Genomic DNA, 24,169 nt, shown 5'->3' with positions numbered 1-24,169 from the left:
TTCAACACTAATGACATCTACTATAGTGTACCAAAAGTTAAAAGTCAAGCCTAATTACGCGGAAAAACCGATCACCCTTTCGTAACACAATCGACAAACATGAAGCAGGGAGTTTATGGCATCCTAGAGGAAGAACAAGTACAGGGAGGACGCAAGAGATGACCTTACATACCGAATGGATTCGCACCGAGCAAGACGGACAAGAGATTTCGCTGTACACCGCACGTCTGGAAAACGCTAAAACGCCGCTTCCGGTCGTCATGGTGATTCAAGAGATCTGGGGGACGGATGAGCACATCCAGCATGTGACCCGTCGTTTTGCAGAAGCGGGTTATCTGGCTGTGGCGCCGGACTTGTACTACGAGGGCGCAGGCAAGCACAAACCGGGTCTGTCGCCGGAGCGCATCGAAGCGACCAAGAAATTCCTCGATACGATCCCGCACACGGCATGGTTTAACGACGAGGAGCGTGCAACGGAGCTTGCGAAACTGCCGGAACCGGAGCGTTCCGAAGTTACGGAGACGATGACCAATTTGTTCAGCGGCATGGCGAACGGTCCGGTGTTCCTCGCGACGTTGAAAGCATCGCTTGCCTTCTTGAATTCGTATGAGCACAGCCAAGGGCAAAGAGTCGCTTCTGTCGGTTTCTGTATGGGCGGGGCGCTGTCTTCGGCGCTGGCGAACCATGCGGATCTCGCGGGGGCGGTTGTGTTCTACGGTCGTCTGAACCCGGAGAACGCGGAGAATGTTTCGTGCCCGGTGCTCGGCTTCTTCGGCGAGAACGACCCGAACATCAACGGCATGATTCCGGAGTATGCACAAGCGATGCAAGCTGCGGGCAAAGAGTTCGAATACCAAGTCTATCCGGGCGCAAGTCATGCGTTCTTCAACGACACTCGCGTCACGTACGATGTAGACGCGGCGCGTGATGCACTCGCGCAAACGCTCGAGTTCTTCCGCATGGTGCTGGTACAGGCGTAATCTTCGTCGGAAGTCAGCTTAGATGGAAAAAAGACCTTCCACCCTTGAGGGGGAGGTCTTTTTTTGCGTGTGCGGGGAAAAAAGAGGTCGTCCGTTGTAGCGGGCGACCTCTTTTTATTAGGAGGCGTTGGTTTCGGGTTTGGGTTCCGGTTTTTGTTCGGCTTCCGGATAGGGGAAGAGGTGTTGCAGTTGCACGGATTGGCCGTATTGGTTGTTGTAGACGATATGCTCACGGGTGAATTTACGCGGGCTGTCGAGTCCGCAGGCGGCGGCGAGTGCGAAGAGGCTGTAGCGCATCGAGAGGAGGTAGTTCATGACGCGCCATTGTTTTTCCTCGGGGACGAGGGCGTCTTGGTACTTGGGATCGGTGGTCGTGATGCCGGCCGGGCACTTGCCGGTGTGGCATTGGAGCGCCATGATGCAGCCGTTTGCCATCATAAACCCGCGTGCCGAGTTGACAGCGTCTGCCCCGATGGCGAGTGCGATGGCAACTTTGTCGGGCGAGATGAGCTTGCCGGATGCGAAGATTTTGAATTTGTCGCGGATGCCGTAGTGCAGGGCGGTATCAACGACCGTGAGCAAAGCCGGGAAGAGCGGGAGACCCATCGAGTCTGCCATCGCTTTGTACGTGGCACCGGAACCTCCTTCACCGCCATCAACGGTGATGAAATCGGGGTAGACGTTCATGTCGATCATCGTCTGGAAGAACAGCTCCAACTTGGCCTGTTGCCCAACCACGATCTTGACTCCGACCGGTTTGCCGCCTTCTGCTTGCAGGAGTTGGACGAATTCGAGCATCTCTTCGGCGTTGGTGAGAAACGGGAAACGGTTCGGCGAGTTGATCGTCTTGCCTACCGGAACTTTGCGGACCGCCGCGATCTTGGCGTTGACTTTGCTGCCTTCGAGGTGACCGCCGCGAATCTTGGCACCTTGCGCCATTTTGAGTTCGAACGCTTTGATGTTCGGGGTCGCGGCTTTGGCACGGAACTCGTCGAGGGAGAACTGCCCGTTTTCATCGCGGTATCCGAACATGCCGGGCCCGATCTGCGCTACGATGTCGACGCCGGACGCCAAGTGTTCTTCGACCACGCCGCCCTCGCCGGTGTTGATCCAAGAACCTCCGGCCATCGCTGCACCGTGGCCGGTGGAGAGGATGTAGTTCTCCCCGACTGCGCCGTAGGAGGTTGCAGAGGCGCCGAACATGCCGCTTAGGTGCCAAGGATGGCTGCGATCTCCGCCGACGATGAGGGTGTCGGAGTCATCATAGAGCCATTTTGGAGACTCGTCGGTGATCATTTTTTCCTTGCGGGAGAAAATGCCTTCCTTATGAATGACGTATTTCTTGGCTTGGACAACTTCGGCGTTGTTGACGTGAAGTTCGTTGGTGAGCAGGGGGAACATGTCATTGGCGATGTAGTAGCCGGGTTGGTCGAAGTCACGTTTGGAGCCAAAGGAGATGAGGTCTTGACGGTACTTCGCGGAGAACACGAGGCCGACGAATTCAGCACGCGAGAACGGCTTGCCCGCGTTGTCGTCGTCAAACCAATACTGGCGGAATTCCGGGCCGAGTTTTTCTAAGAGGTACCGAATCCAACCGAGGTAGGGATGCTGACGAATGATGGAGTGCTGCGCCTTGCGCGAAACGAGGTAGAGTTGGATGGAAAGTGTTGCGGGAACAGCGATCAGAATCAGAATGAGGATCATGAGTAATGTGTTGACCAAGGATACACAACCTTTCATTAGGCGGGAAAGTGTGAATGACTTGCTTTCTATTATACAGTTTCAACTGATGAATGGAACGGAATTTGTTAACATTGACCGATAATCAAGGGTGTGATAATTTATAAAAACGGGATTGGTTAATTACTCTAACAAAAAGTTCTATTTTTAAAAAATTTCCATTACGTACTACGAATGCGGTTCTGGAGGGGAAACAATGAAAAACATGACGAGGCACCAAACGGCGGAGAGGGACATGGGTGATCTACTCTCTTATTGGAAGAGCCTGTTCAGTGGTGAATGGTCCGCTTTGCAATTGCCAGCAGACAGACCCCGCTCTACGACCTCAGGAGTTCCGTTTTCTGTGCATGCTTGCACATGGCCTGCACCGCTTGCAGAGCGAACGCAAGAGCTTTGCCACGAGTTGGACGTCGATCTCTATACGTTGTTGCTGACGGTTTGTGAAACTTTACTGTACCGTTATACAGGACAAGCCGACTTTTTGATCGGCACGTTGTTGAGCCGGTCGGAAAGTGGGCACGAGCAAATCTGGGTGCTCCCAGCTAAACCTACTGAAGTCCAAATCTTCCGTCAGTTGGCGCAGCGTGTGCAACGCGATGTATCCCAAGCGCGTGTTTACCAAAATGCTTCGGTCGAAGCCGATTTGTCGGAAGCCCAAACCACGCAGGGACTTCAGTTCGATGCCCAACTTCCGGTCTTGTTTTCAGCGCCTCTTGGGGAGGCGCAGGTTCAACCTCTTGGAGTGTCCGCTTCCATCTTTGGTGGAGCCGGCCATGATCTGATGGTTTCGATTGACGAGGAGAACGGGACGTACACCACCTCTTTTTCGTACAATCCCGATTTGTTTGAAGAGAGTACGATTCAGCGCATGCTGGAACATTACCAAACGTTGTTGGAATCGGTCCTCGTCAATCCCGATCTTGCTCTCCACGAGATTCCGATGCTCTCAGACACCGAACAACAACAAGTGCTGTTGAATTGGAACCAAACGGAGACCGATTACCCCAAGGAATTCTCGATTCAATTCCTATTCGAAGAGCAAGTTCGTTCAACTCCGGATGCAGTGGCTCTCGTGTGTGCAGATCAAGTAATCTCGTACCAAGAACTAAATCGTCGTTCCAACCAAGTGGCGCATCACTTGCGAAAACTCGGGGTCGGGCCCGAAGTGATGGTTGGAATCTGTGTGGAGCGTTCGGTTGAGCTGGTGGTCGGTCTGCTCGGGATCTTAAAGGCGGGCGGCGCATATGTACCGCTGGACGCCAACCTCCCGATGGACCGGTTGACTTTTATGATGGAAGAGACGGGATTGGACGTTCTCGTCACGCTGCAACATCTTCTCGAAAAATTGCCGGAGCAGGCGACCTCCATCGTCTGTCTGGATTCTGATTTGGGCCGTCTCGCGCAAGAAAGCGAGGAGAACCCCGTCTTCGCGTCCTCTTCGCAAGATCTCGCCTATGTACTGTACACCTCGGGCTCAACAGGGAGACCCAAGGGGGTCTGTGTTCCACATCAAGCGGTCGTTCGGTTGGTGAAACAAACGAATTATGTCTCTTTGACTGCGGAAGACGTGTTGCTGCAATTTGCGCCCATTTCGTTTGATGCCTCGATATTTGAGATTTTCGGAAGTTTGTTGAACGGTGCGCGCTTGGTTCTATATCCGCCGCAGATGCGTTCCTTGGAAGAATTGGGCGAATGTATCCGCGAACACGGCGTGACAACGCTCTGGTTGACAGCAGGGCTGTTCCATCAATTGGTGGACGAGCGTCTCGAAGATTTGGTTCAGGTGAGGCAACTTCTGGCAGGCGGGGACGTTCTTTCGGTTGCGCATGTGAAAAAAGTGTTGCAGTCCTTGCCGAATTGCCACGTCATCAACGGGTACGGTCCGACGGAAAACACGACGTTCACCTGCTGTTACACGCTGACCCACGTGGAGCAAATTTCTTCGTCTGTGCCGATTGGGCGGCCGATTGCCAACACGAAGGTATACGTTTTGGATCAACATCTGCGACTCGTGCCCATCGGAGGTGTGGGGGAGCTCTACATCGGGGGAGCAGGTCTTGCACGCGGCTACCTCAACAACCAAGACCTGACTGATGCAAAGTTCATTGCCAATCCGTATGGAGAGCGCGGAGAGCGGCTGTATCAGACGGGGGACTTGGTTCGTTACCGAGCGGATGGCAACCTTGAGTTCTTGGGTCGGGCGGATCAGCAAGTGAAGATCCGCGGGTTTCGGATTGAATTAGGGGAGATTGAAAAAGTACTGGGTCAGCACCCTGCGATCCAAGAAGCTGTGGTGATCGCTCGCGAGTATGAACAGGGAGACAAACGACTGGTGGCCTATGTCGTACACGACCCTCAATCCACCGACAGCGAGGAACAAGAGGCGGAGCAAGAACTGCAACAGGAGCAGACTTCCCAGTGGGAGATGGTGTTTAACACCACCTATACGCAAACGTCCGAAGAATCGGAAGACCCGACGTTCAACATTATCGGTTGGAACAGTTCCTATTCGGGAGATGCCATTCCGGCAGACGAGATGCGCGAATGGCTTGGTCATACGGTAGATCGGATTCTGGATCTGAAACCGAAGCGCATGCTGGAGATCGGGTGTGGCACCGGGATGATTTTACACCGCGTTGCACCGCATTGTGAGCGCTACGTAGGGGCCGATTTTTCCCAAGAGGTTGTGAACCGCCTGCATCATCAATTGGCGAGTCGCGAACTCCCGTTGCCGCAAGTGGAGTTGCTTCATCGGACGGCAGACAATTTCGCAGGGTTGGAAGCTTCCTCCTTCACAGGTGTGGTGATCAACTCGGTCGTGCAGTACTTCCCGAATATTGAGTATTTGGTGGACGTGTTGCGCGGGGCGACAGAGGTCGTGTCACCGGGAGGCTTTGTTTTTGTAGGAGATGTGCGACATTTTGGGCTCTTGGGCGCGTTCCATACGGCGGTCGAGCTGCATGAGGCCCCAAAGGCGATGTCGACTGAAATTTTGAGTCAGAACATTCAAAAAGGGATGTTTGAAGAAAATGAACTTGTGATTGATCCGGCCTTCTTCTTGGCTTTGCAACAACAGCTTCCCCACATCGGGCATGTTGAAATTTTGCCGAAGCGCGGCGTTGCACACAACGAATTGACGCAGTTCCGTTATGACGTCATCTTACACATCGGAACGGAACGTCCGCTCCTGATCGACGGGGGAGATTGGCTGGATTGGGAATCTGATTTCTTGACGGTGGAGAGCTTGCGTCAGATCCTCACACAACCCGGCCAGCAGGCGGTAAAAATTCGACGTGTGCCCAACTCTCGTGTGTTGCACGAAGTGACGGCTCACGGCCTCTTGGAGAGCCCTGACCTGCCGCCAAATGTCGGGGAATTGCTGGAGAAGGCAGTCGCTGAACAGACAGACAAGGGTGTGAATCCTGAGGACTTATGGGCGATAGGGGAACTCTTGGGGTATCGTGTCGATGTCAGTTGGGTGCAGGGAGATGCGTCGGGGAGTTACGATGTGGTCTTCCAACCTTGCACAGATTCTGAACCGCGGCGTTTGCCCGTGTTCCAAGAGAAGGCAGCCTTCCCGCTTCCTTGGCACGCGTATGCCAACAATCCGCTGCAAGCAAACTTTGCGCGTGTGCTCGTGCCGAAATTGCGGACCTATCTGAAAAGTCTGTTGCCTGATTATATGTTGCCCAGTGCGTTTGTGCTGCTGCCTACCATTCCGTTGACGCTCAACGGCAAGGTCAATCGCCGTGCACTGCCCAGTCCCAGTCAGTTTCGTTTTGAACAAGAGACGGAGTACATCGCACCGCGCACTCCGATTGAAGAGTTGGTCGCAGGGATTTTTGCACAGGTACTGGGATTTGAAAAAGTGGGTGTTCATGACCATTTCTTTGAGCAGGGTGGACACTCCCTGTTGGCGACGCAAGTCATTTCCCGGATTCGGGATGCGTTCCGTTTGGAATTTCAATTGCACGATCTCTTCGAAGCTTCGACGGTCAGCTCGTTGGCGCAGCGGATCGAGAATGCGCGGCAGTTGGAACGCCCTTATGAAGTTCCGCCGATTGTCTCTCTCGACCGTGGGGCTGAAGTGCCGCTTTCGTTTGCACAGCAACGTCTGTGGTTTTTAGAGCAATTTTGGCCGGGGCTGCCTTCTTACAACATACCGGTCGCCCTTCATCTCCACGGAGCGTTGGACGTTGTCCGATTGGAACAAAGTCTGCGCATGATTCTCTCTCGACATGAGGCGTTGCGCACGACGTTCGTCGATGTGGAGGGTCAGCCCGTTCAAGTGATTCGTGAATCGGTGAACTTGCCGTTCTCCGTATACGATCTGACGAACTTGCCTGAGCAGGAGCGCATGGAGCAGGTGATGCAACTCGTGAAGGCGGAAGCAGGGCATGTGTTCAACCTGACACAAGACGTGCTGTTCCGCGCTCAAGTGGTGCAATTGGGCCAGTTTGAACACGTTCTGATCGTTAACATGCATCATATCGTCTCCGATGGCTGGTCGATGGGGGTGTTTGCAAGCGAACTTGCGGACCTCTATGCGGGAGAGTCTGGATCACCGCTACCCGAACTGCCGATCCAATATGCCGATTTCTCCCAATGGCAACGTCAGTGGTTGCAAGGGGAGGTACTCGAAGCACAACTTACTTATTGGAAGCAACAATTGACCGGGCCGCTTCCTGTCTTGCAATTGCCGACAGATCGTCCACGTCCGGCACTTCCGGGGTTCCAAGGCGCCGTGCATAAATTTGTGCTGTCCAAGCGTTTGACGGAGGATTTGAAAGCGTTAAGCCAGCGCGAGGGTGTCACGCTGTTTATGACGTTGTTGGCTGCTTTCCAGACGTTGTTGCACCGTTATTCGGGACAAACCGATATCGTCGTGGGTTCGCCGATTGCCAACCGAAACCGGCAGGAGATCGAAGGGTTGATCGGATTTTTCGTCAACACGTTGGTGTTGCGAACTGACCTTTCCGAAGAACCTGCGTTCCAAGAAGTCATGAAGCGCGTGAGACAAGTTGCGCTGGATGCCTACGCCAATCAAGACGTGCCGTTTGAAAAATTGGTGGAAGAAGTGCAACCGGAGCGCGACTTGAGCCATTCGCCGCTGTTCCAAGTGATGTTCCAGTTGGTCCCGCCTGCGGAGTTTGTGCTGTCAGGTTTGAGCGTGGAGGCGTTGGAAGTCCACAACGGAACGTCCAAATTCGATTTGTATCTTCCACTTTCCGAAGAGGGAGGCCGTTTGGTCGGCCGTCTGGAATACAACACCGAATTGTTCGAGCCCGCTACGATCTCCCGCCTGGTACGACATTTCCAAGTGTTGTTGGAAGGCATCATCGCCCAGCCGGACGTACCGATCTCCCAGTTGCCGCTGGTGAGTGAGGGCGAAGAACATCACTTGTTGATGGACTTGAACCGGACAGAGACGGAATATCCCAAGCACCTCACGATTTCTGAACTGTTTGAAGCGCAAGTGGAAGAGACTCCCGATTCAATCGCGATTGTGGGGGATGACCACCAACTCTCCTACCGTGAACTGAACGCAAGGTCCAACCGTTTGGCCCATCATCTTCGTTCGCGCGGGGTGGGAGCCGATGTGCTCGTCGGGTTGTGCATGGAGCGTTCTGTAGAAATGATCACCGCCATGCTCGGGATCTTGAAGGCGGGTGGCGCTTATATGCCGTTTGAACCAACGTATCCGGAAGAACGCTTGCTGTATATGTTTGAAGATACGAAAATCTCGTTGTTGTTGACGCAGCAAGAGGTACTGCCACAATTGCCGATCTCTTCGGTGGAGACGATTTGCATCGACCGTGAGGGTACATCGTTCGAGCAGGAAAGTGAAGCGAATCCAGTACACACGATTCAGCCGGATCATCTGGCGTATGTGAACTACACTTCCGGATCGACCGGCAAACCCAAGGGGGTGTGCATCCCGCATCGCGGCGTGGTGCGTTTGGTCAAACAGAACCACTACGTGCAGTTCTCGCAGGATCAAGTGTTCTTGCAGTACGCAACGATTTCGTTCGACGCAGCAACGTTTGAAATTTGGGGATGTCTGCTGCACGGGGGTCGTTTGATCGTCCCGCCGGCGAACAAGCTCTCTTTTGAAGAACTGGGGAATCTCTTGCTCCAGTACAAAGTTACGACGATGTTTTTGACCACCTCGTTGTTTAACCAGTTGATTGAGAACCATCTGGAGTGCTTGGTGCATCTAAAAACGTTGCTGACAGGTGGAGAGGTGATGTCGCTTCCACACGCGAGAGAAGCGCTGACCCGTTTGCCTGACTGTCAGTTGGTCAACGTGTATGGCCCGACGGAGGGCACAACGTTTACCACGTATTATCCGATTTCTTCGTTGGAGCAGTTGGCATCGAATGTTCCGATCGGGCGACCTATTGCGAACACGATGGTCTATGTACTCGATCATCATCTGCAACCTGTACCGATTGGAGTGGCGGGGGAGTTGTACATCGGAGGCGATGGGGTGGCACGAGGCTATCTCAACCAACCTCAGTTGACGGCGGAGCGCTTCCTGGCTGATCCGTTTCGCGTGGAGAGAGACGGAAAGTTGTACAAAACAGGCGATTTGGTGCGATACCTTCCGGACGGCAATCTGGAATTCTTGGGACGAACGGACGATCAAGTCAAGATTCGCGGATTCCGTATTGAACTTGGTGAAATTGAAGCGGCCCTTGGGCAACATCCTGACTTGGAACAAGTCGTGGTGGTCGCGAGAGAGGACCGAGCGGGTCAGAAGCGATTGGTAGCCTATACAGTACCGGCAGAGAATTGTCACCCTACTGCAAGTGATCTGCGGATGTTCTTGAATGAACGCTTGCCAGCCTTTATGGTGCCTGCGAGCTATGTGTTGTTACAAGCGTTCCCGTTGAACCCAAGCGGCAAAGTGGATCGTCGGATGTTGCCGGAACCTGAGGCGGTGTTGGCGGACGTTCGCGATCTCATCGTAGCCCCGCGCACGGCAGAAGAAATGGTGATTGCGGAGATTTGGTCCGAATTGCTCGGATGTGAGCAAGTTCATATCCAAGACCACTTCTTCGAACTCGGTGGACATTCGCTGTTGGCGATGCAAGTGGTCAATCGCATTCGCAAACAGTTGGGGCTGCAGATCGAGTTGAAAGAGCTGTTTGCCGCTCCTACTGTGGAGCAATTGGCGGAGATTGTGGCTCAGCGACTGGGGAATGATTCCGAAGTGGGTGAGTTGCAGATTCCTCGTGCGGTTGCTCAAGAGCACTATGCGTTGTCTCATGCACAAAAACGCTTGTGGTTCTTCTACAAATTTGATCCGGGGGCGACGGTGTACCATGTGCCGGTGAGCTACCTGCTCCATGAACAATTGGAACCAAGCGTGTTTGCACAAGCTTTGCAAGCGTTGGCTGCAAGACATGCGATTTTGCGCACCGTGTTCCTCGAAGTGGAGGGAGTGCCGCGTCAGCAGGTGTTGGATCAGGGGAATGTGCTCTTCGAGTATCAGGATTTGAGAAGCCTCGATGCACATCTCCAGAGGGCGACTCTTGAAGCGAAGATGAGCGCTTGCAACGAAGTTCCGTTTGATCTGACCCGAGGACCTTTGATGCGAGTGCTTGCGTTCCAATTGAGCGCAGAGCTGACGCACATCTATCTGAACATGCACCACATCGTCACAGACGGCTGGAGTAACAATGTGATTTTCCGTGAACTTTTGGAGCTGTATCGCGCCGAGAGAGAGGGCCGAGAAGCAGATCTAGAGCCTTTGCCGATCCAATACCTCGATTATGCACAGTGGCAAGAGGAAACGGGCGGTCACGGTCCGGAGGAAGAAGGATATTGGTTGCAAACGTTGGCCAAGCCCTTGCCGGTCTTGGATTTGCCGAGAGATCGAGAGCGTCCGAAAACGCAGACGTTTGCCGGGACGTCTCTCCATGTAGAAGCTTCGAAAACGCTGTATGCGAGCTTGCAACAGGTCGCCAAGCAGCAAGAAGTATCGATGAACATGCTCTTGTGTACGGCGTATGTGACTCTGTTGCGCCATCTCTCCCAAGATGAGGACATCATCGTGGGGATGCCGGTTGCAGGGAGGACGATGGATGCCCTCGAACCGATTGTCGGCTTTTTTGCCAATACGCTACCGATTCGTGTGCGTTTTGAAGAACAGGTGCGCACGTTGCAAGATTTGCTGCATGTGGTGAAACAGCAGACGTTGGAAGCCTACCAGCATCAAAATTACCCGTTTGATCTGTTGGTGGAGAAAGTCAATCCCGAGCGTGACATGAGCCGTCCTCCGATCTTCTCGACTTTGTTTGGTTATCTCGAGGGCATGCAGGCAGCGGAACAAGGTGCAGAGTCATTGTTTGGGGTCGATTTCCAATCGGAGACGAGCAAGTTTGATCTCGCGCTCTATGCGGGGGAGAAAAACGAGACGTTGATGTTTAACTTTGAGTACAATACCGACCTGTTCAACCAAACCACGATGGAGCGTTATGGGAACCTGTTGCTCCAGGTGTTGGAGGCGTTTGCAACCAATCTCCGTGCTCCGCTGGACAGTGTGGAATGGATCACCGACGCTGACCGTGCCGTCTATGCAGCGATGAACGAAACGGCCGTGGAGTTTGATTTGAACCAACTGTTGCACGAAGCGTTCATCGAACAGGCTGAAGCGCATCCCGAGAGAATTGCGTTGATCTACGAAGGCCAGTCGATCACCTATGGGGAGATGCATGAGCGTTCAAACCGACTCGCGAACTTCCTGCGTGATCAAGGTATCGAGCGAAATCAATTGGTCGGGATCATGATGGAGCGCAGCATCGAGCTGTTGGTGGGGATGTACGGGATCTTGAAAGCGGGCGGTGCGTATGTGCCGATCGACCCGGAATACCCGATACAGCGCGTTCAGTACATGCTGACGAACTCGGGATCTCAAGTGCTTTTGTCCAAGCAAACCTATCGAGAACAAGTCGAAGAAATTGCAAGTGGTCTTGCTCTGAAGTCGTTGCTCTATATGGATGCGTCTGCAAACAGTCAGGATGTGACCGACGCGAAGACTTCGATTTTTGTGTGGAGCGACTTGCAGAAGTACAGCACAGACACGCCTGTTGCCGTCAACGAGCCGAGCGACCTGGCGTACGTCATCTACACGTCGGGATCGACAGGAAAGCCCAAGGGCGTCGTGATTCAACATGCCGCCATCGTCAACCGACTGTTATGGCATCAGTCCGTCTTTGCCGCTACGCCTCAAGATTGCATGATTCAGCGAACCACCCATTGTTTCGATGACTCGATTATCGAACTGTTCTGGCCGTTGCGACATGGGGCGTCGTTACTGATTCTGCCGCGTGAAGTCTACACCAACCCGGAGTTCCTTGCCGACTTCATGATGCGCTACCAAGTGACCTACATGCAGTTCGTGCCGGCTTTGTTCTCCCTCTTCGTCAACTATTTGCAAGGTCTTCAAGAGGAGGATCGCCCGCGCTTTGTGATGCGCAACTTCATCGTGTCCGGGGAAGCATTGCCAAGCAAGTTGGTCAACCAGTGGTTCGAAATGTATCCAACAGGTACGCGCATCGCCAACCTCTACGGGCCGACAGAAGCTGCGGTCGATGTCACGGCATTTTTGATCGAAGCACCTCTGGAAACGGTCTACATCGGGGGTCCGATTGCCAACACCCAATGTTACGTGGTCAACCGCGGGGGTCAGCTCTGCCCGGTAGGCGTCAAGGGTGAATTGCTGGTCGGTGGTGTGCAGTTGGCGCAAGGATATCTACACCAACCGGAAAAAACAGCCCAAGCGTTCATTGCCAATCATTTGCCCGGCACTCCGGGAGATCGACTCTACAGAACCGGGGATTTGGCGCGCATCTTAGCAGACGGCACGATCGAATACTTGGGGCGGATTGACAACCAAGTCAAAGTGCGCGGCTTCCGCATTGAGCTTGGCGAGATCGAAGAAGTGTTCGTGCAACACCCGGCTGTGGAAATGGCCGCCGTCATCGTGAAGACCGCAAGCGACGGGAACAACATGCTCGTCGGGTTCTACAAGTCGACGGGAGGCGAGTTGGAGTCGGAGGAACTCAAGGGGTATATCGGCCGTCAAGTAGCGGCCTATATGGTCCCGACGCGCATCGTGTGGCTTGAGGAGATGCCTCTGACACCAAACGGTAAGGTCGACCGCAAAGCGTTAGAGCAGATCGCGGCGGATGCTTCCTTCGACATCACGCACGATTTCGTTGCCCCCTCTACGCCAACCGGACAAGCGTTGCAAGAGATCTGGGGAAGTGTGTTGAAGCGGGATGAAATCAGCGCAAACGACAACTTCTTCGATTTGGGTGGACACTCTCTACTGGTGATTCAAGTGACCAACCGGATTCAAAAGCAGTGGGGCGTGACCGTTGAGTTGAAAGACATGTTCCTTCACGCGACGCTGGAAAGCTTGGCGAATCATGTGGATGGCTTGTTGGGCGACGATTGTGAGCAGCAAGCGGTGCTCATTCCGTCCTTGCCGGAGCTTGCGCATTATGAAATGTCTCATGCTCAACAGCGCTTGTATATCCTCTACAAATTCCATCCCATGAGCAACGTGTACAACGTCCCGATGTTGAAAACCTATCGAGGCACTCTGGACCTCCCCGCCTTCCAAGCAGCGTGGCAGATGGTGGTACAGCGTCATGAAGCACTGCGTACCTTGTTTGTGGAAATTGAGGATGTGCCGCGTCAGGTGGTGAACGCAGAGCTGGAAGTGCCGATGGTCGTGCATGATCTGTGCGGGAAAACGTCCGCCGAGCAGCAAGCGTTCATTCGCGCAACCGTGGAAGCAAGTGAAAGTGTTCCTTTCGATCTGGAAGTGGGGCCGCTTCTGCGAACGATTCTGTTCAAACTCTCCGAAGCGGAGTCTGAGTTGTATCTGAGCATGCACCACATCATCACAGACGGTTGGAGCCTCGACGTGCTGTTTGGGGACCTGACCTTGGCTTATGAAGCGTTGAAGAGCGGACAACAGCCGGATTGGGAAGTTCTGCCTGTGCGGTACGTGGAGTATGCAGCGTGGCAGAATCAGGAGCTCTTGGCAGGGAAGTGGGAACAGCAGGAGCAATTTTGGTTGAACGCGATGGCAAAGCCGTTGCCGGTGCTCAACTTGCCGACCGATTTTGCACGACCGGAAGTGATGACGTTCCACGGGGAGATGGTGCATGCACACGTCCCGATGGAGGTGACCGAGCAACTGCGAGCACTTGCCAAACGTGAGGAAGTCTCGATGTACCTGTTGACGCTCACCGCCTATCTGATGCTGCTGCACCAGATGTCAGCTGAGGAAGACATCATCGTCGGCACGTTGGCTGCGGGACGAACGGTTGCAGAATTGGAGCCGATGATCGGATTCTTCGTCAACACGATGCCGATTCGCATCTCGTTTGCAGGAGTTGAATCCCTCCACGATCTGTTGCAAGCGGTGAAGACTCAATTTTTACGCAGCTACGAGCACCAAGAGTATCCCTTCGATCTCTTGGTTGAAAAAGTGAACCCGGAGCGAGATACGAGCCGTCACCCCATTTTCTCGACGATGTTCCTGTATGAAACGAATAAAAAAGGCGATATGAAATCACCTCCGCACACCATCTCCAAATTTGACCTCTCCTTGGCTGTTTTGGATGACGCGGATGGTTTGGTCTTGGAATTTGAATACAACACCGACTTGTTCAAGAGATCAACCATCGAGCAGTTCCACGACCGTTTGAAAAAAGTGTTGCATGCCTTGGCGCAACACCTTTCCAAACCGCTCGGTGCGTTGGATTTGCTCTCCGACACCGACCGCCTACTCTATGCGCAGTTGAACGAGACGCAACTGGCATTCCCGGAGGAAGCGACGATCCAGGAACTGTTTTATGAGCAAGCGGCGCTGCGCCCCGAGGAACCGGCACTTTCCGATGAGCAAGGGATGCTCACCTATGGGGAATTGAATGAGCGCACGAACCAAGTGGCGCGCTTTTTACAAGAGCAAGGGGTCGGCACGAATCAGTTTGTCGGCATCTTGATGGAGCGTAGCCGAGAATCTGTCGTGGCGATGCTGGCGGTACTCAAAGCTGGGGCCGCGTATGTGCCGATCGATCCGAATTACCCGGAAGAGCGTGTGCAATACATGTTGGAGGACAGCGGGGCGAGCGTTGTGCTCACTGAAAAACATCTGTGCTCTCGATTGGCAGAGGGCACGGTGGAGACGGTCTGCATGGAGGACATCCCGAACACCACTTCCAAGGCGAATCTCGCCGTTGGCAACGAGCCGACCGACCTCGCGTACATGATCTACACCTCAGGCTCAACCGGTTGGCCGAAAGGAACGATGGTGGCTCATCGAGGCGTCGTCAGTTTGGTCACGTGGATGAAGGAAACTTTCACAGCGGACGTGCGTCAATCGATGCTGCAATTCTCCTCCCACAGTTTCGACTTGTCGGTTTGGGAATTGTACACGTCGCTGTTGTTGGGCGCACGAGTGCATGTGCTGTCAGATCGTCAGCGTCACTCGGTTGAAGCCTTTGGGCAAGCGGTCGAGGAGTTGCAGGCGACGATCACATTCTTGCCGCCGGCGCTGTTCCACCAGTTCGGGTTGCATTTGCCTGAGAATTTGAACCCGTGGCAGACGATGACGTGTATCTTCGTTGCAGGGGAAGCGTTGCAGGCCGAGAGCGTGCGGATCTGGCAAGAGCGGTTCGGGGACAGCCTTGAAATCGTCAACGGGTATGGACCTACGGAAGCGACCGTGTTCACCACGTACCACCGAGTGCGGGAAACGGTGAACCCTGAATGGTCGACGGTGCCGATTGGCCGTCCTCTTGCCAACTTGGAATTGTCCATCTTGAACTCGCACTTGCAATTGTGCCCCGTCAACGTCCCAGGAGAGCTCTATATTGAAGGAACAGGATTGGCAAAAGGCTATCTGAACAAGCCGGACAAAACCGCAGAGGCCTTCAAGCCGCATCCACTCAAACCCGGACAGCATGTGTACAAAACGGGGGACATCGTGCGTCTGTTGCCAAGCGGGGAGATCGAATTCATCGGTCGCCAAGACTTCCAGGTAAAAGTGCGCGGCTACCGCATCGAGACCGGAGAAGTAGAAGAGTGTCTGTTGCAGCATCCGGCTGTAGACCTTGCAGCGGTCGTCGTGAAAAAGGACGCCCTCGGTCAGAACGAGCTGATCGCCTTCTACACCACGCAAAGCAACCCGCTCTCTCCGGCAGAACTGCGCCGTGAGTTGGAGGGCAAACTGCCGGCTTACATGGTGCCTGCACAAATTCTGCTCTTGGAGGAGATGCCGCTGCTGCCAAATGGCAAGGTCAACCGCAGGATGCTGACCGAGAGGGCCGAGTCGGTCGCAGTGACCCACAGTCGGGAGTTCCTCGCACCGGTGACTGCGATGGAGGAGCGGGTAGCTTCCATTTGGACGAATTTGTTTGCGAGAGAGGAGATCAGCCGTGATGACCATTTCTTCGAGATGGGCGGTCACTCGCTGATGGCGATTCAATTTTTGAACCGTGTTCACAAGGAGCTGTCTGTTCGTCTGGAGATGAGGGATATCTTCTTGCATCCGACGCTGGAGGGAATTGCGGCTCATGTAGAGGCCAATTCGGTTGTGCCGACGTTGGCGCCCGCGATGATCGAGCGTCTGCCTGAGCAAGCGCACTATGAATTGTCTTCTGCGCAGAAACGAATCTGGTTCCTGCATCAACTTCATCCAAGCAACCGGATGTACGATGTGATGACGATGATGGAGCATGAAGGGACGCTGGATCTGGAGAAGTTCGAAGCCGCTTGGAAACTCGTCATTGAGCGTCACGAAGCGTTGCGAACCGTGTTCTTCCAACTGGGAAGCGAGCCTCGCCAGCAAGTGTTGGATGAGATCGTAATTCCTCTGGAAGTCCGGGATCTCCAAGGTTTGGATCGCGAAACGCAAGCTGAGTTCATCTCGATGAAAATCGAGCTCTTCAACGCCCAACCGTTCGATCTCACAAAAGGGCCGCTGGTACGCATGTTGTTGTTCAAACGTGGAGAGCAATCGTACCAATTGTTCTTGAACATCCACCACATCGTCATCGACGGATGGAGTATGGAGTTGCTGTTCCGCGACTTGTCGTTGGCGTATGAAGCGCAAGTTCGAGGCGGAGAACCGGAGTGGGCACCGCTTGCGGTACGCTATGTAGATTTTGCGGCGTGGCAACGTGAGGAATTGGAAAAAGGAACGTGGCAGGCGCAGGAAGAGTACTGGTTGCAACAACTCTCCAAGCCGTTGCCGGTCTTGGAATTGCCGACCGACTACCCTCGCCCTCCGGTGATGACCTACAGCGGCTCGACGGAGGAACGTACAGTCTCCCTCGAACTGTTGGAGCAACTGCGAGGAGTGGCGATGCGGGAAGACGTGTCTCTGTACCAACTGTTGCTGGCTGCCTATTTCATGCTGATGCACCACCTGAGCGGACAGGATGATCTCATCGTCGGGACACCGGTGGCAGGGCGTATGAACGAAGAACTGGAACCGATGGTCGGATTCTTTGTCAACATGTTGGGGATTCGCACACGGATTGAGGACATTCAGACTCTTCGGGACCTGGTGCAAGAAGTGAAGCACCAATTCTTGAGCGCCTTCGAGAACCATGCGTACTCCTTCGATCTCTTGGTCGAAAAAGTAAACCCGACTCGCGACACATCACGAACGCCGATCTACTCCACCATGTTCACGTTGCATGCGGAACGGGGAACTGTACAGCCAGCAGGGTCCCTGCAGTTTGTGAGCAGGGAGGAAGAGTTGGGGTTCCAAACGGCCAAAGTCGACTGCTCCCTGATGGCTGTCGAACAGGTGAACGGGTTGCGATTGGCCTTTGAGTACAAAACCGATCTGTTCAAACGGGAGAGCATCTTGCGCTTTGCGGACTTGTACCAAGAGGTGTTGCACGCGTTCGTCGAACGAATGACAGCGCCGCTGGCAGAAGTTGAACTCTTGTCCGCAGAAGACCGGGGAATCTATGCCGCGTTCAATGACACGGCGGCTGAGTACGATCTGGAAACGACGTTGGTCGATCGCTTCTATGATTGTGTGCAGTCCTACCCGATGAGCATCGCACTGTCCGGCGAGCGGGGTCAACTGACCTACGCAGGGCTGAACGAGCGATCCAATCAGGTTGCCCATCTGTTGAAGCAGCAGGGGTTGCAGAGCGGTGAGTTTGTCGGCATCGTCATGGAGCGCTCGATGGAGACGGTCGTCTGTCTGCTTGGCGTCATGAAAGCCGGCGGCGTGTACGTGCCGATCGACCCGGATTATCCGGAAGAGCGAATCCGCTACATGATCGGAGACAGCGGAGCTCCTTATCTGTTCACCAAACTCGCGTATGTAGAAAAGCTGCAAGCGTTTTTGGAGTCGGAGGGTGGACAACAGGGACCGAAAATTCTGTGCATCGAAGAGGCCGCCGAGGTTTCCGACAAGCAAGATCTGCGAACGGAACTTCGCCCGGATGATCTCGCCTATATGATCTACACGTCAGGATCAACCGGACAGCCCAAGGGAGCCATGCTTGCCCATCGCGGTGTGGTCAATCTCGTGGAGTGGGCTGCGGATCGGTACCGCATTGGCCGTGATGATGTTGTGTTGGAATTCGCATCGTTTAGCTTCGATGTGTCCGTGTGGGATACGTTTGTCCCGCTTCTGCTCGGCGGTCGTTGTCATCTGCTTTCACAGGCGGAACGACTGTCTGTCGAAGAGTTTGCACAGGCGGTGGAGAACACGGGAGCAACGGCTGTTGCGATGCCGACGGTGTTCTTCAAGCAACTGGCCACGAATTTGACAGAGGAAAGTTACGCCAAGATGAAGACCCTCCGGAACATGTTCGTCGCAGGCGAGGTATTCTCAGGAGAAGTCATGCGTCTCTGGCAACGCCGCTTCGGTGAGCAGATCTCCATCACCAACGCGTGTGGGCCGACCGAATGCACGGTGTACCTCTCCGCGTACGATGCCAACACTCCATTCCCGGAGGAAAAAGTCAACGTCCCGGTCGGAACCCCTGTTGCGAACTACAGGCTGTATGTGCTCAACAAATACCGGACGCTCTGCCCGGTCAATGTGATCGGAGAGCTGTATGTCGAGACGGTGGCACTGACCAAGGGCTATCTGGGCAAGCCGGACAAAACGGCAGAAGCACTCTTGCCCAATCCGTTTGTGACAGCCGGCGAACGGAGATTCAGCGATCAACTGTACAAGACGGGCGATCTTGCGCGACTGCTCCCCGATGGAAATCTCGAAATTCTGGGTCGTCGCGACAACCAAGTCAAAGTCCGCGGGTATCGCATCGAAATCGGAGAAGTGGAAGCGGCGATCCTTCGCCATCCACAGGTGGAAGTCGCGTCTGTTGTCGTGCAAAGCGCGTCCGATGGCAGCAAGGAACTACACGGCTTCTACACGTCTGTCGAGGAATTGCCCGTTCACGAACTCAAAGCGTTCCTGAGCCGTCTCCTCCCGGTCTGGATGGTGCCTGCTCATCTGACGTCTCTTGCGCAGATGCCGCTCTCTCCGACGGGCAAAGTCGACCGCATCGCATTGGCGCAACGCAAGCCTCAATCCGGTGAGGAAGCAACTCCAATTAAAAAAGCAGCGCAGACTCGCGCAGCCGCTCCCCAGGTCGCGTTGGGAAGAAGTCATCTGCACCAACAGATCGTAGACATCTGGGCGAACGCATTGAACCGTACACCTGCCGAGATTCGCATCGACGACAACTTCTTCGACATCGGGGGACACTCGTTGCTGTTGATGAAGGTGCAGGACGACTTGCGAAAACAAGTGGGCTCGTCCCTGAAGATTCTCGATTTGCTACAATACACGACGGTTCGTCAACTGGCTGATGCGTTGGGGCAACCGACTTCCGGGAAGCACCGTACGCAAGAACCGACGTTTGCACCTGAACGAATCGTGGAACAAGAGTCGATTGCGATCATCGGCATTGGCTTGCGCTTCCCGGGTTCGAAGACTCCCTACGAGTTCTGGCGCAACTTGAGAGAGGGCAACGAATTGATCCGCGACCTCACATTTGAGGACGTGCAAAGCCAGTGGGAACATCTCGACTCGGAGGAACGCGAGCGTTTGGTGCTGCGTGAAGGATATCTCGATGACATCGACCTGTTCGATCCTGAGTTCTTCCAGATGAGCCAACAGGAAGCGAGCTACATGGACCCGCAACAGCGCCTGTTCATGCTCTGCGCGTGGGAAGCGATTGAGAATGCCGGGTACAAAGTCAGCGACATCCGTTCGAACGCCGCCGTCTATGCCGGCGTCTCCGATACAGAATTCCAAACGGAGGTCTTGGGACGAGGAGAAGGAGCTTCGGATGAATTCCAAAGCGACCTGCTCACCAACAAAAAATTCGTCGCGACTCGACTTTCCTACAAGTTGAACTTGCAAGGAGAAAGCGTCGTCGTCGACACCGCTTGCTCCACCTCGCTGGTTGCCGTGCATATGGCGTGCCAAAGCTTGTTGACCGGACAGAGTGAGTATGCCATCGCAGGAGGCATCTCGGTTCAAACTCCACAAAAATGCGGCTATGTATATGAACCGGGCTTCATCGCGTCGCCGGACGGCTATTGCCGAGCGTTTGACGAGCAAGCAAACGGAACGGTGTTTGGCAACGGGGTCGGAACGGTGTTGTTAAAACGCCTCTCCGCCGCAGAGCGTGACGGAGATCCGATTTACGCGGTGATCAAAGGCTCCGCGATCAACAACGACGGCAATGCGAAGATCGGCTACACAGCTCCAAGCCAACAGGGGCAAGCGGACGTCATTCGAAAAGCGCAACGTGTGGCAGGAGTCGACCCGTCGACGATCTCCTACATCGAAGCTCACGGGACGGGAACTCATCTCGGAGACCCGATCGAAGTGTCTGCGTTGAAGGATGTATTCGGCGATCAGCAGGAGCAAGGCTTCTGCGCCCTCGGATCGGTCAAAACCAACATCGGGCACACCGACGCAGCGGCGGGTGTGGCCGGGTTAATCAAAGTGGCGCTTTGCATGAAATACGGTGAACTGGTGCCCAGCTTGCATTTCAACAAACCGAACCCGGCCTTGGGATTGGAAGACAGTCCGTTCTATGTCAACACGACGCTCAAACCATGGACAGAGGAAAAAGGACTGCGCCGAGCGGGGGTAAGTGCATTCGGCATCGGTGGCACGAATGCGCACGTGATACTTGAACAGGCTCCCGGTACGAATACAAGAACTGGAGGTAAGGAAGCGTGAGCACAGAGGGAATCGACCGTTCGCATCACCTCTTCACACTCTCGGCGAGAAGTCTAGAGGCAGTGTGTCAAGCTGCGGAGAAACTAAAAGACCATGTAGACGTGGAACCTGCCCAAAACCTGGCCGATCTTGCGTATACCCTGCACGTCGGCCGGGAGGAGTTTGATCATCGAATCGCGGTGGTCGCACAGGATGCAGAAGAACTCAAGAAACTGTGCCAACAGGAACCGGAGACAACGGGGGCCATCGCCTATCGGAAACAGAGCACAGAGCCCCTCAAAATTGCGTTTCTGTTCAGCGGCCAAGGTTCGCAATACATCGGGATGGGGCAGACCTTCTATGAAAGTTCGTCGCTGTTCCGCGACGTGTGCGATACCTGCTTTGATCTTGTCCAACCGTTCTACCCCATACCGTTTCAAGAGTACATGTTCAATCCGAAGTACAGCGTCGAACTGAATCAACTGCATATTAGTTCGACTGCGATGTTTATCATCGAATATGCGCTGGCTTCTCTATGGATGTCGTGGGGGATTCAGCCGGATACGGTGATTGGACACAGTTTGGGGGAGTATGTGGCCGCCTGCATTGCGGGCGGGTTCTCTCTGCGCGATGCGCTGCAAACCGTGGTTAAGCGCGGATATCTCATGCAGGAGGGGACGGAAAGCGGAGCTTTGCTTGCGGTGAACGGAACGTTGGAGATGGTACAGGCGTACTTGGAACCGTATGGGGAGGACGTGTCGGTGGCAGCCGTCAACGGCCCGCAGCATTTCGTCATCGCGGGCCGACGAGATGCGGTGGAAAAATTGGACGCTTCCTTGGAGGCAGACGGGATCGTACACCGACTGTTGCCGCTCGCCTCAGCTTCCCACTCGGTGTTGATGGAGCCCGTCTTGGACGAGTATCGCGAATTTATGGAGCGAGAAGTCACGTTTTCCCCCATTCAAATACCGCTTGTGTCCAACTTGACAGGGGAAGTCGTGGAGGGACGAACTCTGGATGCAACGTATTGGTGTCGCCACTTGCGGGACACCGTGCAGTTTGCAGCCGGGATTCAGAGATTGCTGGACCAAGGGTTTACAACGTTTTTGGAGATCGGACCGCATCCGATGCTGACGACGTTGGTCGAAACTCTGCAACTCTCAGAGGGTCACGTGGTCGTCCCCTCACTCAATCGCAAAGAGCCCGCTTGGAAGACCTCGCAAGAAAGTCTCGGTCAACTCTGGTTGGCGGGGGCGAACATCGATTGGCACGCATTCGATCAGGAGTGGAAGCGCAAGCGAGTCCATGCGCCCACGTATCCCTTCGAACTCAGGTCCTGCTGGGTCGCATCCGGAACTTCTGATCGCGTTGCACCGGGGAGCGCAGAAGCACTGCCAAAGCGTGTCAACGTGGTGCGGTCGCCGGAAGAATGGGTGCGGACCATTTGGACCGAGGTGCTCGGTGTGGAAGAGATTGCACCCCAAGATAACTTTTTGTATCTGGGCGGAGATTCCTTGAACCTGATTCGCGTGCAGTCTCGACTCAACAAAGCGTTACAACTGCGTCTCAACCTGCAAGAACTGTATACAAACACGGGGTTCGCAGACTTAGTTGCCCTGCTCGAAACCAAGCTGGGGGAGAACAGTGGTGAAGTCGTGGAAGACACCGTTGGAGGAGAGACGCAAACTCCTGTCGTTGGCGAGGTTCCGCTGTCGCACATCCAGCAGTGGTTGTTCCAAAGTAGCAAGATGGACCCCGAATATTTCTTCATGCCGGTCTGTTTGGAGCGAAGCAAGCCGCTGCAACCTGAATTGCTACAGCAAGCACTTCAGATCTTGCATGCTCAACATGACATGTTGCGGGCGACCTACAAGCGAGATGGCGGACTCGTCCGGCAGATCGTGCTCGCTCCCGAAGAGACAGCTGTGGAACTGCTCCTCTACGACCTCTCCGACTTGGAGGTTGCTCAAGAAAAAAGGGAAGCCTTCCACCGTCTGGAACTTGACTTGGCCAATTCCCTTACATTTGAAAAAGGACTCATGAACCGTGCCGCGCTGATCAAGATGGACGAGCATCAGCACCGCGTCCTCTGGGTCGTCTCCCATCTCTACACCGACAACGTCAGCAGCCATATCCTGCCCCAAGACTTGATTACGGTGTATGAGCAATTGGAACAGGGCGTGGAGCAGTCCCACATCCATTTGGGCGAGAAAAGCGCTTCCTACAAAGATTGGGTGGAGATGTGTCGCTCCTTTGCCAATTCTGCACAGGGAGCAGACGACTTCCGCTATTGGGAAGCCCTTCTGGAACAAGAGGGCGAGGCGTTCTTCGCAATCGGAGAGGGCCGTGAACGCAACACCCTCGCGAACATGAAGTCACAGTCCTTCAAGTTCGACGCCGCGCGCACCGCGATCATCCGCCAACACATCCCCGAGATGTACAACACGTCGGGTAAAGAAGTGCTGACCGCTCTCGTTCTGCACAATCTCTCCAAATGGCTTGAGCGGGAGCAGGTCTGCGTCGCAGTCAACGGTCACGGACGGGATGTGGTAGGAGACCAACAGGCCGTAGACCTGAGTCGAACGGTCGGGTACTTCATCAACACCTACCCGTGTCACGGGCGGATCGAGGGGCATCAAACCATCGAGCAAACCATCACGCAGATGCAACGACGCTCGCAGGAGATGCCGCATGGAGGAGCTTCCTTCAACATGCTGCGCTACCTGAGTGACGACGCGCAGATTCGTGAAACCATGCAGGGCTTCCCCGATCCCGAGGTGTTGTTGAACTATCACGGCGAATTGCTCGACCTCTCAGGCACGAGCGAGTGGCGAGAGTACGAGCCCGGCAATCTGGAGCAGCCGATGAACCAAGAGTCGCAATACAAACTGATCGTCTCCGGCTACATCCAAGACGGCGAATTGGTTCTCCACCTCTCTTATCTGGAGTCCCTGATCTCGCCGGAAAGCATCGCTTCCTTGGAGCAACTGTTCCACGAGCAAGTGCAACATCTGGTCGAGGTCTGTGAAGGAAAGCTCGTCTAAAAAAGAGTCGCGTTGGACCGAAGAAGGGGTGCTGAACCCCTTCTTTTTTTATCTCCGTTGAATAAAGTAGGAATATACTGCAACTTCGAAAGAGGCTGGGCAATCACCTATTTCCACCTCAACACATACCCTATACCAATCTCTCCAAAAGCGAGGTGGAAATC

General features: G+C 54.4%; 4 protein-coding genes. 3 read left to right on the top strand and 1 reads right to left on the bottom strand.

The annotated features are described in order from the left end of the window. Window positions 1-158: 158 nt before the first annotated feature. Entirely contained in the window at window positions 159-980 is an 822-nt protein-coding gene (locus JJB07_RS19035) for a dienelactone hydrolase family protein (RefSeq protein WP_201637656.1), read from the top strand. Window positions 981-1,097: 117 nt separating this feature from the next. Here the strand turns inward: JJB07_RS19035 and JJB07_RS19030 are convergent, their stop codons facing one another. After that, window positions 1,098-2,702, bottom strand: coding sequence for an FMN-binding glutamate synthase family protein (locus tag JJB07_RS19030; protein ID WP_236588201.1), 1,605 nt, complete (start codon window positions 2,700-2,702; stop codon window positions 1,098-1,100). Window positions 2,703-2,916: 214 nt separating this feature from the next. On the opposite strand from JJB07_RS19030, the gene JJB07_RS19025 reads away from it, so the two are divergent. Continuing rightward, window positions 2,917-20,982 (top strand): non-ribosomal peptide synthetase, encoded by an 18,066-nt coding sequence (locus JJB07_RS19025; RefSeq protein WP_201637654.1) that lies wholly within the window; start codon window positions 2,917-2,919, stop codon window positions 20,980-20,982. Next, window positions 20,979-24,005 (top strand): condensation domain-containing protein, encoded by a 3,027-nt coding sequence (locus tag JJB07_RS19020; RefSeq protein WP_201637653.1) that lies wholly within the window; start codon window positions 20,979-20,981, stop codon window positions 24,003-24,005. The genes JJB07_RS19025 and JJB07_RS19020 overlap by 4 nt, the downstream gene beginning before the upstream one ends. The last annotated feature ends 164 nt before the right edge of the window (window positions 24,006-24,169 follow it).

Source organism: Tumebacillus amylolyticus (genome assembly GCF_016722965.1).
GTDB lineage: Bacteria > Bacillota > Bacilli > Tumebacillales > Tumebacillaceae > Tumebacillus > Tumebacillus amylolyticus.
Note: the sequence above shows the minus strand (reverse complement) of the source record. Positions and strands in the feature narration are given on the sequence as shown.